Source organism: Jannaschia sp. GRR-S6-38, assembly GCF_029853695.1.
Classification (GTDB): Bacteria; Pseudomonadota; Alphaproteobacteria; order Rhodobacterales; family Rhodobacteraceae; genus Jannaschia; species Jannaschia ovalis.
This window is the reverse complement of sequence record NZ_CP122537.1, coordinates 1,371,815-1,384,527: the sequence shown is the minus strand read 5'-3', so window position 1 is coordinate 1,384,527 and position 12,713 is coordinate 1,371,815. Positions and strand designations below refer to the sequence as shown.

Here is a 12,713-nt window from a genome sequence, read left to right as displayed (position 1 = left end):
CCTAGCGGATCGGCCGCGGTCCCGCGGGTCCGAGAGCGCGGGTCCGCGGTCGCAGCGGGGCGGCGGATTGCGGCGCGGCGGCGCGCAGCAGAAGGCCGCCCGCGCGCGTGGCGAGTACGATCCCGAGCTGCAGCAGGCTGAGCCAGATCAGCGCCAGCGCCCCGGCGGCGGCGCGGCTGAGGCGGATCGTGGCGCGAAAGGCGCGGGCCTTGCCCAGCACGGCCAGCGTGCGGCTGGTTCGGGGCCCCGCGGCCTCGGCCACCCGCGCCAGGCGCGCGGCATCGTCGGGGCCGTCGACCAGCCGCGCGAGCCGCAGCGCTTCCGCCGTCGAGGTGGCGGCCCGGACCCGGCCCATATCGGCTGCGACCGCGCCCGCGGCGGCCAGCCGGGCGGTGTCGGTCACCTCGTCGAGCGTCCGGGTGCCGGCCAGCCAGCCGGGCAGCGCCTCGGGGCGGATCGGGACGCGCAGGCTGCGGGCGAGGCCCGGGGTCAGCGTCCCCATGCGCCGCGCCGTGCGCAAGAGCCCCGCACCAGCCTTGACGCTGAGCGAGGTCCCGCCCGACGCGAGAAGAGCGCCCGTGGCGCCCAGCCCCACCAGCGCCAGCCCCGCGTCCAGCCGGTCGATCTCCGCCCCGTCGGCCCAGGCCAGCCCGGCGCGGCGCAGGGCGTTCAGATCGCCCAGCGGCGACATCTCGAAGGGGATCGCGCAGGCGGCCAGTTGGGCCAGGCCGGGGCAGGCGCCGATATCGGCCATGCAGGCGCCGCAACTGGCCGCGCTCGCCATCCAGCCCGAAGCTTCGGCCAGCAGCGCCTCGGCCTCGGCGCGGGGCACCTCGCGGCCCAGATCGTCGGCCAGCGCCAGCAGCATCGCCGCGCGGTCGGCGTCGCGCGCGGCAACCGCCTGCGCCAGCTCCGACCGCAGCCACTCCGCCGAGGCCCGCCGCGCGACCTGCCGCTCGAGCGCCAGTGACAGCTCGGCGGTGGAGCGCTCCACGAAGGGCGCGGCGAAGGGGTTCGCGGAGAGCGCCCAGCCCGTCGCCGCCAGCGTCGCCAGCAGCGGGGCGGCGCGGATCAGGCGGCCGAGAGCGCCCAATCCCAATACAGGTCCCGCACCCGGCGCGTCACCGGGCCGACCTGGTATTGCCGGTCGTCGAAGGCCGTGACCGGCGTGACCTTGGTCAGGTTGCCCGACAGGAACACCTCGTCCGCCGCGCGGAAATCGTCGAAGGACAGCACCGTCTCGTGGACCCGCATGCCGTCGGCGGCCAGGTTCGCGATATGGCGGGCGCGAGTGATGCCCGACAGGAAGGTGCCGTTGGCGATTGGCGTGAAGACCTCGCCGTCCTTGACCATGAAGACGTTCGACGTGGCCGATTCCGCAACGTTGCCCAGCGCGTCGGCCACCAGCGCGTTGCCGAAGCCCTTGGCCTGCGCCTCGGCCAGCATCCGCGCGTTGTTGGGATAGAGGCAGCCGGCCTTCGCGTCGCAGACCGCATCCTCCAGCACCGGGCGGCGGAAGCGCGTGGTGGTCAGGGTCGTGGTCTTCTCGGGGCCGTACATCGGGACCTCCTCGAGGCAGATGGCGAAGCCCGTCTCGGCCTTCGAGGGGACGAGCCCCAGCTCGCTGCCATGGATGCCCCAATACATCGGGCGGATATAGATCGGGGTCTCCTTCGGATAGCCCTCGAGCCCCTCGTGGATCAGTTCGACCATCCGCTCCGGCGTGACCGTGGGCTTCAGCATCAGCGCCTCGGCCGAGCGGTTCACCCGCGCGCAATGCCGGTCCAGATCGGGGGTCACCCGCTCGAAGCGCCGCGCGCCGTCGAACACGCTCGAGCCCTGCCACAGCCCGTGATCGGCGCCCCGCATCACGGCCGTGTCGCCGTCATGCCAGCGGCCGTCGAAATAGGTGCGGATATTCGTGCCGAACGCCATGGCCAGTCCCTTCCTCGCGTGGCCGCGACCCTAGGGGCCGGGTCCGCCGGCGTCCAGCGGGGCTTGAGCGGGGCGCGCATCGCGGCGAGACAGGGCGCATGGCCGACACCTATCTCGCCCCCGACGACGACACCCGCGCGCTGGCGCGGCGGCTGACCGGCGCGCCGGACGGGGCGCTGGCCACGGTGCTGGACGGCCGGCCGCTCGCCACGCGCGTGGGCTGCGCCTGGGGCGGGGCGGTGGGGATGACGCTTCTGGTCTCGGACCTGTCGGACCATGCCCGCGCGCTGCGCCAGATCCCGGCGGCCTCGCTGCTTCTGGGCGCGCCGGGCGGCAGGGGCGACGCGCTGACCCAGCCGCGCCTGACGCTGCGCGGGCCGGTGGTCGAACTGGACAAGGCCGCCTGGCGCGACCGCTTCCTGGCGGCGCGGCCGAAATCGACGCTCTACTACGATTTCGCGGATTTCCGGCTGATGGCATTGCAGATCGACGAGGCCCTGCTCAACGCCGGGTTCGGCCGGGCGGTGCGCCTGACTGCCGCCGATCTCGGGACGTGATCTTCGCCATCGTCCTCGGCGCCGCCGTCCGACCCGACGGCGCGCCCTCGCCCACGCTACGCCTCCGGGTCGAGCATGCGGCGGGGCTCTACCACGACGGGCGGGTGCAGGTGATCTGCACGACCGGCGGGCGGGGCCGTCACGGCCCGCCCGAGGCGCAGGTCGCCGCGCGGCTCTTGCGCGAGCGCGGCGTGCCCCTTGCGGCGATCCGGATCGAGGACCGCTCGACCGACACGCTCGGAAATATCGCCGAGGCGCTGATGCTGCGGCCCGAGGGGGCGGCGCTGCTTCTGGTCTCCAGCCGCTGGCACCTGCCGCCCGCCCGCCTCGTCGCCGCCGCGCTGGGCGTCCCCGCGCAGGCCAGCGGGCCGCGCGGCGCCGCGCCCTGGCCCGCGACGATCCGCGCCGCATCGCGCGAGCTGGCGGCCACGCCCCCCAGCCTCGCGCGGGCATGGCGCCTCAGGTGGGCGCGTCGCAGCGCGCCGTGACGAAGACCTTGCCCTTGGCCGCCTCCGACCAGGTCAGCCGCACCGCCTGCCCCGCCGTGCCGAACCCGGCGAAGGCATAGGGCATCGTCCAGAGCGTCGCGTTCGAAGCCGTCTTGATCCGCCCCTCCGCCGCCACGGCCGTCACCACCCGCGCCTGCCCGCCGAAGGGCAGGTAATCGCCCAGATCGGCCTCCCAGGTCTCCTGCGCCGTGTTCTCGACGACGGGCAGGGTGATCGGGTTCTGGAACTGCTTCGACACCGCCTGGAAGGTGTTGGAATGCACGTTCACATCCACGAACCGCGTCACGTCCAGCGGGGCGTGCGTGTCGTCGACGTAATCCACCCGCTCCAGCGCCTGGCCCTTGATCGTCTTGAAATTGTTGCCGGTGATCGTCACGCCGTTGAGGAAATGCCCCGGCCCGTGAGGCTTGATGTGGATCGGCGCGAAGCTCGACGGGACGTTGGACGAGAAGATGATGTTGCCGACGATCTGCAGCCCCCCGAAGGACAGCTCCGACTGGAAGGCCGGATCGCCGTCATGCTCGTTCGTCCACTCGATGTAGCAATTGTCGACATAGTTCGACATGAAGACCGACTTCGACTGCGCCTCGGCCAGCACCATGCCCGCCGTTCGCTGCCCGAGCGTGTTGGTGTCGCCCTGGAAGAAGTGGTTCCCGGTGATGATGTGCCCCGAACCCGAGACGACCGCGAAATGGCGGAACTTGACCGCCCGGTTGTTGCGGATCTTCGTGTCGTTCTTGTTGACGTTGAAGCCGATCGTGTGCCGGTCCTGCACATCCGCGGTGCCTTCGGTGGACAGGAACTGGCAGCGGTCGATCAGCATGCCCTGGCAGCCGGTCGCGTGGCTGGTCAGGCCGCGATCCCGCGGGCCGGTGAAGAAGCAGTCCTTCACGTGGAAGATCAGCCCGTTTGACGGCAGCAGGATGCCCGACGCCTTGTCGGCCAGCAGAAGCTCGATGTCCTGCAGCGTGAAGCGCTGCAAATTGGCGAAGCCCGAGAAATCCAGCGCGTATTTGAAGCGGCTGAACGTGTAGGTCTGCTGCCCCGGCGCGCCCCAGAGCGGCTGGCTCAGAAGCAGGGTCTGGCCGGCGATGTTGCGGCCCGAGACATAGACCTCGCGGCCCACGCCGACCGGCCCCTCCACCAAGGACCCCACGGGGATGCTGGCCACGTTCGTCACGCCGGTCAGCCGGACCGGATCGCTCGCGTCGAAATTGCAGCTCTGGGTGACGATCTCGGTGTCGAAGGCGGGGCCGTCGACGATCTGGATCTGGCCGTTCCGGATCTTGCGCTGATTGGCATAGGTCGTCTTGTCGTAGACGGCCGCCTGCACGTCGAGCGGCGCGGTCAGCTCGACCCGGCGGCCGTTCATGTCCAGCGTGTCGTGATCGGTGAAGTTGAACAGCGCCTGGATGGCCTTCTTGAACCCCTCCTCCTCGTTGCCGAAGGCCACGATATAGGTGCTCAGCTCGAAATTCTCGGTCAGGCTCAGGCGCTTCGCGACGGGCATCTCCACCGTGCCCTCGAACCGCACCGGTGCGGTGAAGGTCACGTGGTCGGTCAGGCGGTAATGCCCCTTCGAGACCAGCACCGAGCGTCCGTCGGCCGCGGCATCGGCGGCGAGGAAGGCCGCGGTGTCATCGGCCACGCCGTCGCCCCGCGCGCCGAAATCGCGCACGTCCACCCAATCCATCATGTCGCGCAGGAAGGCGCCGGTCACGTCCTCGACCGCGATATCCTCGATCCGGACGATCCCACCGGTCGCACCGCCGAGGTCGAGGCCGACATGGGCATGGCTCACGGCGTCGGACCATTGCAGGTCGACCCCACCGCGATTGCCGGTTCCGATGATCGCGGTCACCGTCTCGACCCGGCCATAGGCCGAGAGCGCGACGGCCGCGCCTTGGGTCGCCAGTCCGGGCGCCACCGTGCCATTGGGCGCGACCGGCGTCGCGGCGACGCGCACCGTGGGCAGGTTGCCCGACATGGCCTTCACCCGCACCGTCACCCGCAGGTAGCAGCCCGGCAGGATCGGCGTCTCGCCCATCCAGCGCAGAGGCTGCGTCGCCTCGGTCTTCAGCATCTCGAGGCAGCCGCCGAAATCCTGGTCCGCCGGGACGTAGACCGCCGTCCCCGCCGAGGCGTAGCTGTCCGATCCGGGCCGCCCGTCCTGCCGGGACCAGATCCCCAGATCCGCCCCGAAGGCCGGGGGGGACAGGACCAGTCCGTCGGTGATCGCCTTGTTCATGCTGTCGCCTCCGCAGGCCGTGCCAGAAACAGAAAGGACCGCCCCGGCGCCTGCGGCCGGAACGGTCCTCGAATGGGTCGCGCGGGGGCTTGGCCCGCGCCGATCTGCGAAAAAACTGGGTGTGAGCCCCTAACGGAGGGTTAAGGCCAGGGCCTCAGACCCCGACCTCCGGCGCGGTCAGAAGCTGGACGCCGGCGATCTTCCAGCCCTCGGCGGTCTCGACCATCGTGTAGAGCAGCTTGTGCAGCCGGCCCGCCGCGTCGGTCACCAGCACCTCCTGCTCCCAGCCGCGGCCCGCGGGGCCCGCCTCGAGATACTCGACCTCGGCCGGGCGCCAGACCATCGGGTAGCCCTGCATCACCATCATCCCGAAATTGTCCGGGGTGCGAAACATGCCTTGGATCGTTGGGGCGGCGAAGGTGAAGGCGGTGGCGAAGTCGTCGGCGCGGAACGCCTCCATCTGGCTGTCGATGACGCCCTGGATGGCGCCCTCGTCGGCCTGCGCGGCCCCGGCCAGAAGCGCGAATGCGACGGCGATGGCTCTCATGATCTGTCCTCCGGCGGTTTCCGCAACGATAGGCGCGCGGCACGGCGGTTCAACTCACGCTTCCGCCAGCGCGCCCTCCAGCGCCCGGTCGATCAGCTTCACCGTCTCGTCCACGCCGTAGAGCGCGATGAAGCTGCCGAAGCGCGGCCCCTGATCGGCGCCCAGCAGCACCTGGTAGAGCGCCTTGAACCAGTCGCGCATCGGATCGAACCGGTCGCGGCCCACGGCATAGACCTCCGATTGCAGCGACTCCTCGTCGGCGGGCCCGTCCCAGGCGGCCAGCCGCGCGCGCAAATCCGCGAGCGCCTCGCGCTCCAGCGCGCTGGGCGGGCGGAAGGATTTCGTGGGCTTCACGAAGTCGTTGTAGTAGCGCACCGCGCCCGCGGCCGCGCGATCGAGCTGCGGGTTCGCCTCCGGCGTGGCATCGGGCGCGTAGCGGCGGATGAAGCCCCAGAGCGTGTCCTTGTCCTCGGCCCCCGCGACGCTGGCAAGGTTCAGAAGCATCGCGAAGGACACCACCATGTCCGAGGCGGGCACGTCGCCGCCATGGATATGGAAGACGGGGTTGTTCGCCTGCTGCGCCGGGTCCTGGCCCGGGTAGGCCCTTAGCTGCTGGTGATACTCGTCCACCGCCTTCGGGATCACGTCCCACCAGAGCCGCTTCGCGGTCTTGGGCTTCTGGTACATGAAATAGCTCAGGCTCTCGGTCGCGGCATAGGTCAGCCACTCGTCGATCGACAGCCCGTTCCCCGAGGATTTCGAGATCTTGTGCCCCTCGGCATCGAGGAAGAGCTCATAGGTGAAATGCTCCGGCGGCTTGGCGCCCAGCACGCGGCAGATGCCGTCATAGATCGGCGTGTTGGTCGAATGGTCCTTGCCGTACATCTCGAAATCGACGCCGAGCGCCGCCCAGCGCGCGCCGAAATCGGGCTTCCATTGCAGCTTCACATGGCCGCCGGTCACCGGCAGCGTCCACTCGCGCCCATCCTCGTCGTCGAAGGTCACCGTGCCCTCCGCCGCGTCGACATGCTTCATCGGCACGTAGAGCACGCGCCCCGTCTCGGGATGGATCGGCAGGAAGATCGAATAGGTCTCGCGCCGCTCGTCGCGCAGCGATTTCAGCATGATCGCCATCAGGTCGTCATAGCGTTCCGCGGCCCGGCGCAGCACGTCGTCGAATTGACCCGAGCCGTAGAACTCGGTGGCCGAGACGAACTCGTACTCGAACCCGAACGTGTCGAGGAACCGGCGCAGCATGGCGTTGTTATGCGCGCCGAAGCTGTCATGCGTGCCGAACGGATCGGGCACCGAGGTCAGCGGCCTCTGCAGATGCGCGCGCAGCGCCTCCGGGTCCGGCACGTTTCCGGGCACCTTCCGCATCCCGTCCAGGTCGTCCGAGAAGCAGATCAGCCGCGTCGGCACGTCCGAGATCACCTCGAAAGCGCGGCGGATCATCGTCGTCCGCGCGACCTCGCCGAAAGTGCCGATATGCGGCAGGCCCGAGGGGCCGTAGCCGGTCTCGAACAGCACGTGATCCTTGCCCTGGGCCTCGACGCGTTTGAGCAGCCGGCGCGCCTCCTCGAACGGCCAGGCCTTCGACTGCATCGCGGCATCGCGCAGGGTGCTCATGGGGGAACCTCGGGAATTCGTGAAGGCCGCGACCTATTGCGACGGCGCGACCCTGTCAATAAATCCACGTCCAAAGGAGACGCCCATGACCGACACGTCCTTCTCCGCGCAGGACGGCCTCGTCGCGCTGATGATCACGGTTTCGGCGTCCGACGCGACGATCCGCACGTCCGAGCTGCTGACGATCCAGTCGATCGTGAACCACCTGCCGATCTTCGCGGGCTACGACGAGGACCGGATGGAGGCGGTGGCGCAGACCGTCTTCGACCTCCTGGAAGACGAGGACGGGCTCGACGCGCTCTTGGGTCTCGTGCGCGATGCGCTGCCGGAGACCCATCGCGAAACGGCATACGCGCTGGCCTGCGACGTCGCCGCCGCCGATGGCAACCTGCGCCAGACCGAACTGCGCCTGCTGCGCGAAATCCGCTACGAGTTCGATATCGACCCGCTGCACGCCGCCGCGATCGAACGCGGCGCGCGGGCGCGTCACATGACGCTCTAGGCGCCGGGCGGGTCTAGCGCCCGACCTCCGGGGTCACGTCGCGGGTGACCGGCTGGCCGGGGGCCGGCCAGTGGATCGTCGGCAGGAGCGTGTCGAAGGTTGGCCCCCCGAAGGCCAGGGCCGCGCTGCCGGGCAAGGTGGCGGCCAAAAGGGCCGCGGCAAGAAAACGTCGCATGACAATACCTCGTGACTGCGCCCCACGATAACGGGGCACGCCCAATGTCGCCGCTAGGCGGATCGTTGGGAATTTGGCATGCTGTCGAACAGACCTGCGTTTTTGCATAGCCGTGAGCGTTCCCCGTGTACGACTGGTCCGACATCCCCGCGTTTCTGGCCGTCATGCGGGATGGGTCGGCCGCGGCAGCGGCGCGGCGGCTCCACACCAACCAGACCACGATCAGCCGCCGCATCGCCCGGCTCGAGACCGCGCTCGGGCTGACCCTCTTCGAGTTCGGCGCGCGCGGCGCCAGCCCCACGGCGAATGCGCGCGCGCTCCTGCCCGATGCGGAAGCGATGGAGGCCAGCGCGACGGCCCTGTCGTCGCGCGCCGGCGAACGCCAGCGCGAGCTGACGGGCGTCATCCGGCTGACCACCGTCGCGGGCGTCCCGCGGCACCTGACCGGCCTGCTGCGCGGCTTCCAGAGGATCCATCCCGGCATCGGCTTCGACATCGACACCTCCGCGCAGCTGATGTCGCTCGAGGCGGGCGAAGCCGATATCGCGGTGCGCGTCGGCGACCGGCTGCAGGCCAGCGACCTGATCGCGCGCCGGGTCCTCACGCATCCCTGGGCCTTCTACGGCTCGGACGCGCATATCGCCGAACACGGCCTGCCCCGCAGCTTCGACGAGATGCCCGGCCATGCCGTCGTCGCCTATGCCCCGTCGGTCGAAAGCCAGATCAGCCTGGTCGCGGCGGCGCAGTCACGGCTGGATGCGCGCCGCACGGCGTTCCGCGTCACCACGATCGAAGTGATGCAGAGCCTCATCCAGGCCGGCGAGGGCTTCGGGCTGCTGCCGCGGGCGGTGGGCGATGCCTCGCCCGGCATCCGCTTCTGCTTCACCGAACCCGGCCTGACCGAGACCTTCTGGATGGTCTGGAGCCAGAGGGCCGCCGCGACGCCGCATATCGCGGCCTTCCTGCGCTACTGCTCGGACAATCTCGACCGGATGATCGCCGCGCTGCCCGCCGCCTGGAAGGCCTGAGCGCTCAGCGCACCATCCCGATGATTTCGTAGGTCCGCTCTAGGATCGGCACGGTGATCTCGCGCGCGCGCTCGGCCCCACGGGCCAGAATGCGGTCGATCTCGGCGGGGTCCTGCATCAGCCGCGCCATCTCCGACGAGATCGGCGACAGCTTCGCGACCGCGAGATCGGCGAGGTCCTGCTTGAAATGCCCGAACATCGCGCCTTCCTTCTCGACCAGCACCTCGGCGACGCTGCGCCCGTCTAGCGCGGCGTAGATGTTGACGAGGTTGCGCGCATCTGGCCGCCCCTCCAGCCCTTCCTCGGAGCCGGGCAGCGGGTCGGGATCGGTCTTGGCCTTGCGGAACTTCCTGGCGATCGTGTCGGCATCGTCGGTCAGGTTGATGCGGCTGGCATCCACGGGGTCGGACTTGGACATCTTCTTCGTGCCGTCGCGCAGGCTCATGATGCGGGTCGCGGCGCCCTCGATCACCGGCTCGGTGAGCGGGAAGAAATCCACCCCGTAATCGTGGTTGAACTTCGTGGCGATGTCGCGCGTCAGCTCGATATGCTGCTTCTGGTCCTCGCCCACGGGCACGTGGGTGCCGTGGTAAAGCAAGATATCCGCCGCCATCAGCGCCGGATAGGCGAAGAGGCCCAGCGACGCCGCCTTCTGGTTCTTGCCGGCCTTGTCCTTCCACTGCGTCATCCGCCCCATCCAGCCCATGCGCGCGACGCAGTTGAACACCCAGCCCAGCTGCGCGTGCTCGGGCACCCGGCTCTGGTTGATCAGGATCGACCGCTCCGGATCGATCCCCGAGGCGAGGAACCCCGCGCAAAGCTCGCGCGTGTTATGCGTCAGGTCCGCCGGCTTCTGCGGCACGGTGATCGCGTGCAAATCGACCATGCAGTAGATCGTCTCGTGCGTGCCGCGGTTCTGCCAGTCGACGAAGCGCGTCATCGCGCCCAGGTAATTGCCCAGCGTGAGACCGCCCGACGGCTGGATGCCCGAGAAGACGCGCGGGGTGAACTGGGACATGTGCGGCCTCCGGAGGGCTGGCATCGGGCTGGGCGATCGCTTAGCCACCGGGGCCAGCGCCGTCAACGCGAGGCCCCCAATGCAGACCGATCCGCGCAACCAGAGCCCGTTCAACACCCTGCCGCCCGTGGTCACCGCGCTGGCCGTGGTCATCGTCGGGATCGAGCTTCTGTTCTTCGCCGGCACTGCCGGCTTCGTCGGCGGGCGCGACGCGGTGGGCTGGCGGCTGAACGCGATCCGCGACTGGGCGGTGATCGACCCGGTCTGGTCGTGGATGTGGGCCAACATGGCCTTCCCCCCGGGCGAGGCCGCGCGCTGGCTGGCCTATCCGCTGATCCATAACGGCTTCACCCATGCCGCGCTGGTCGCCGTCTTCGTGCTGGCGCTGGGCAACGCCGTGGCGCCCGTCTATCGCGGCTGGCGGGTGGGGCTCTTGTTCTTCGGTCCGGCGCTGGCGGGCGGGCTGGCCTACGTGATCGTCTGGAACGCGGACGCGCCGCTTTTCGGCGGCTATCCCGGGGCCTACGGCCTGATCGGGGCCTTCACCTATCTCACCCAGCGCGGCCTGACCCGGGCCGACCCGTCCCGCGCCTTCCTCCTGATCGGGCTGCTCTTGGCGATCCAGCCGGTCTTCGGGCTGCTGACCGGTGCGGGGTTCAGCTGGCTCCCGCTCTGGACGGCGGACCTGGCGGGTGCGGCGGCGGGCTACGCGCTGGCGGGAGCGATGTTCCCCGGTGCGATGGCCCGCCTGCGCGACCGGCTGCGTCACCGCTGACGGCGCAACGCGCCGCTGAGCTCGACGAACCGGACCGCCCCGAAGAGCTGGGCCAGCGCGAAATACGACGCGATCCCCATGCCGACCAGCAGCGCCAGCGCCAGCGCCCGCCAGCCGCTTCCGAAAAGCGGCCCGAGCGCGAGGTTCGCGACCCAAAGGACCAGCCCCATCCCGACCGAGGCCCAGGCGATGCGCCAGCCCCGCGACCGCGCCCGCCGGTCCAGCGTCGCGACCGGCCCCATCTGGCGCGCGCCCAGCCACAGAAGGACCACCATCGCCCAGGCGGCCAGCGTGGTGCCCAGCGCGGCGGCGGCGAAGCCGATGATCGGGGCCAGGCCGATCGCCACGGCGGCGTTCACGATCAGCGCTGCCACCGCGTAGCGCAGTGGGCGGCGCGTGTCCTCGCGCGCGAAATAGAGCGGCTGTAGCACCTTCTGCAGCACGAAGGCCGGCAGGCCCAGCGCGTAGATCATCAGCGCGACCGCCGTCGCCGCGCTGTCGTCCGGCCCGAAGGCGCCGCGCTCGAACAAGACCGACACGACGGGCAGCGGCACCACCAGGAGCGCGACCGCGGCGGGCAGGGTCAGGAGCCAGGCGAACTCGAAGGCGCGGCTATAGGCGTAGCGCTGTCCCTCGGCATCCTCGGCGCGGACGCGGCGGCTGAGGTCCGGCAGCAGGACCACGCCGATGGCGATGCCCACGACGCCGAGCGGCAGCTGGTACAGCCGGTCGGCATAGTTGAGCCAGGCTACCGCGCTCTCGAAATAGCTGGCCACCTGCCGCCCCACCAGGAGGTTCACCTGCACCACGCCGCCCGCCAGCGCCGCCGGCGCGGCGATGACCAGCAGGCGCTTCAGATCCGGGGTCAGCCGCGGGCGCTTGCGCGGCAGCAGCCGGTGCCCGGCCCGCGCCGCCGCCCACCAGACGATGCCCAATTGCACCGCGCCGCCCAGCGGCACCGCCCAGACCAGCGCGCGGCCATAGATCAGCTCGGGCACCGGAACCGCCATCGGCATCAGCCCGGGGAAGGCCCAGACCAGCCCCATCGCGCCGATGAAGACGAGGTTCAGAAGCGCCGGTGCGAGCGCCGCGGCGAGGAAGCGGTTGTTGGAATTCAGGACCCCGGAGATCAAGGCCGCCAGGGAAATCAGCAGGATATAGGGAAAGGCGATCCGGCCATAGGTGACTGCGAGCGCGAAGCGCGCGTCGTCGACGAAGCCCGAGGCCATGGCCAGGACCAGCGCGGGCATGAAGACGATGCCCAGCACGCTGAACAGCGTCAGGATCATCACCATCCCCGCCACCGCGTCGCGCGCGAACTGATCCGCCTCCGCCCCGTCGGCCTCGAGCTTCTTGGCGTAGAGCGGCACGAAGGCCATGTTGAACGCCCCTTCCGCGAAGAAGCGGCGGAACATGTTGGGCAGGCTGAACGCCACGAAGAAGGCCTCCGCCACGGCGCCGGTGCCGAGGAAGCGCGCGATCAGGATGTCGCGGGCGAAGCCCAGGATGCGGCTGAGCAGGGTCCAGCCGCCGACGGTCAGGAAGCCTTTGACGAGACGGGGGGCCATGTCAGCTGCGGGGGCGGATCGGGGGCGTCATGCGGACCTCCTACAGAACCCGCAAGGCGGCGGGAATGGGGATCAGAACGGGTCGGATTTCATGGGTGATCCAAGGGTGATCTACGGGTGATCCGCGTCCGATGCGATTTGCGCATGGAATTTCGGTCTCCGGGCACGATCTGTGCGCGAATGCGGAGGGGGGCCGAGGGTCCGAAGCGTCCGGACCCGTGG

Annotated in this window: 13 protein-coding genes; 5 read left to right on the top strand and 8 right to left on the bottom strand. The window is 70.1% G+C overall.

Annotated elements, in window-relative coordinates; translation table 11 throughout:
- Nucleotide 1 precedes the first annotated feature (1 nt).
- Both P8627_RS07225 and P8627_RS07220 read right to left on the bottom strand, forming a co-directional pair.
- Complete coding sequence (locus P8627_RS07225) at nt 2-1,093, bottom strand: hypothetical protein (RefSeq protein WP_279967084.1); 1,092 nt, start codon at nt 1,091-1,093, stop codon at nt 2-4.
- Complete coding sequence (locus P8627_RS07220) at nt 1,072-1,935, bottom strand: branched-chain amino acid aminotransferase (protein WP_279967083.1); 864 nt, start codon at nt 1,933-1,935, stop codon at nt 1,072-1,074. Before P8627_RS07220 ends, P8627_RS07225 begins: the two co-directional genes overlap by 22 nt.
- A 98-nt stretch (nt 1,936-2,033) precedes the next feature.
- Between P8627_RS07220 and P8627_RS07215 the strand changes: the two genes are divergently transcribed.
- Complete coding sequence (locus tag P8627_RS07215) at nt 2,034-2,492, top strand: pyridoxamine 5'-phosphate oxidase family protein (RefSeq protein WP_279967082.1); 459 nt, start codon at nt 2,034-2,036, stop codon at nt 2,490-2,492.
- Nucleotides 2,489-2,980: a YdcF family protein gene (locus tag P8627_RS07210; protein WP_279967080.1), complete on the top strand. Its 492-nt coding sequence runs from the start codon at nt 2,489-2,491 to the stop codon at nt 2,978-2,980. The genes P8627_RS07215 and P8627_RS07210 overlap by 4 nt, the downstream gene beginning before the upstream one ends.
- On the opposite strand, the gene P8627_RS07205 is transcribed toward P8627_RS07210, so the two are convergent.
- The 3 genes from P8627_RS07205 to P8627_RS07195 all read right to left on the bottom strand — a co-directional run bounded on the left by P8627_RS07205 (nt 2,952) and on the right by P8627_RS07195 (nt 7,425).
- Nucleotides 2,952-5,249: a glycosyl hydrolase family 28-related protein gene (locus tag P8627_RS07205; RefSeq protein WP_279967079.1), complete on the bottom strand. Its 2,298-nt coding sequence runs from the start codon at nt 5,247-5,249 to the stop codon at nt 2,952-2,954. The two genes, P8627_RS07210 and P8627_RS07205, sit on opposite strands and share 29 nt — an antisense overlap.
- A gap of 154 nt (nt 5,250-5,403) precedes the next feature.
- The gene (locus tag P8627_RS07200; RefSeq protein WP_279967078.1) at nt 5,404-5,796 is read right to left on the bottom strand and encodes a DUF4864 domain-containing protein; all 393 of its coding nucleotides are present in this window, start codon (nt 5,794-5,796) and stop codon (nt 5,404-5,406) included.
- A 54-nt stretch (nt 5,797-5,850) separates the two neighbouring features.
- Nucleotides 5,851-7,425: a lysine--tRNA ligase gene (locus P8627_RS07195; RefSeq protein WP_279967077.1), complete on the bottom strand. Its 1,575-nt coding sequence runs from the start codon at nt 7,423-7,425 to the stop codon at nt 5,851-5,853.
- A gap of 85 nt (nt 7,426-7,510) precedes the next feature.
- Between P8627_RS07195 and P8627_RS07190 the strand changes: the two genes are divergently transcribed.
- Entirely contained in the window at nt 7,511-7,927 is a 417-nt protein-coding gene (locus tag P8627_RS07190) for a tellurite resistance TerB family protein (RefSeq protein WP_279967076.1), read from the top strand.
- 13 nt (nt 7,928-7,940) lie between these two features.
- Here the strand turns inward: P8627_RS07190 and P8627_RS07185 are convergent, their stop codons facing one another.
- Nucleotides 7,941-8,102 (bottom strand): hypothetical protein, encoded by a 162-nt coding sequence (locus tag P8627_RS07185; protein WP_279967075.1) that lies wholly within the window; start codon nt 8,100-8,102, stop codon nt 7,941-7,943.
- Between the two features lie 125 nt (nt 8,103-8,227).
- On the opposite strand from P8627_RS07185, the gene P8627_RS07180 reads away from it, so the two are divergent.
- Nucleotides 8,228-9,130: a LysR family transcriptional regulator gene (locus tag P8627_RS07180; protein WP_279967074.1), complete on the top strand. Its 903-nt coding sequence runs from the start codon at nt 8,228-8,230 to the stop codon at nt 9,128-9,130.
- A gap of 4 nt (nt 9,131-9,134) precedes the next feature.
- Here P8627_RS07180 and trpS read toward each other — a convergent pair whose 3' ends face one another.
- Complete coding sequence (gene trpS, locus P8627_RS07175; RefSeq protein WP_279967073.1) at nt 9,135-10,148, bottom strand: tryptophan--tRNA ligase; 1,014 nt, start codon at nt 10,146-10,148, stop codon at nt 9,135-9,137.
- Nucleotides 10,149-10,227: 79 nt separating this feature from the next.
- Between trpS and P8627_RS07170 the strand changes: the two genes are divergently transcribed.
- The gene (locus P8627_RS07170) at nt 10,228-10,923 is read left to right on the top strand and encodes a rhomboid family intramembrane serine protease (protein ID WP_279967071.1); all 696 of its coding nucleotides are present in this window, start codon (nt 10,228-10,230) and stop codon (nt 10,921-10,923) included.
- On the opposite strand, the gene murJ is transcribed toward P8627_RS07170, so the two are convergent.
- Nucleotides 10,914-12,491, bottom strand: coding sequence for a murein biosynthesis integral membrane protein MurJ (murJ, locus tag P8627_RS07165; protein ID WP_279967070.1), 1,578 nt, complete (start codon nt 12,489-12,491; stop codon nt 10,914-10,916). The two genes, P8627_RS07170 and murJ, sit on opposite strands and share 10 nt — an antisense overlap.
- Nucleotides 12,492-12,713 lie beyond the last annotated feature (222 nt).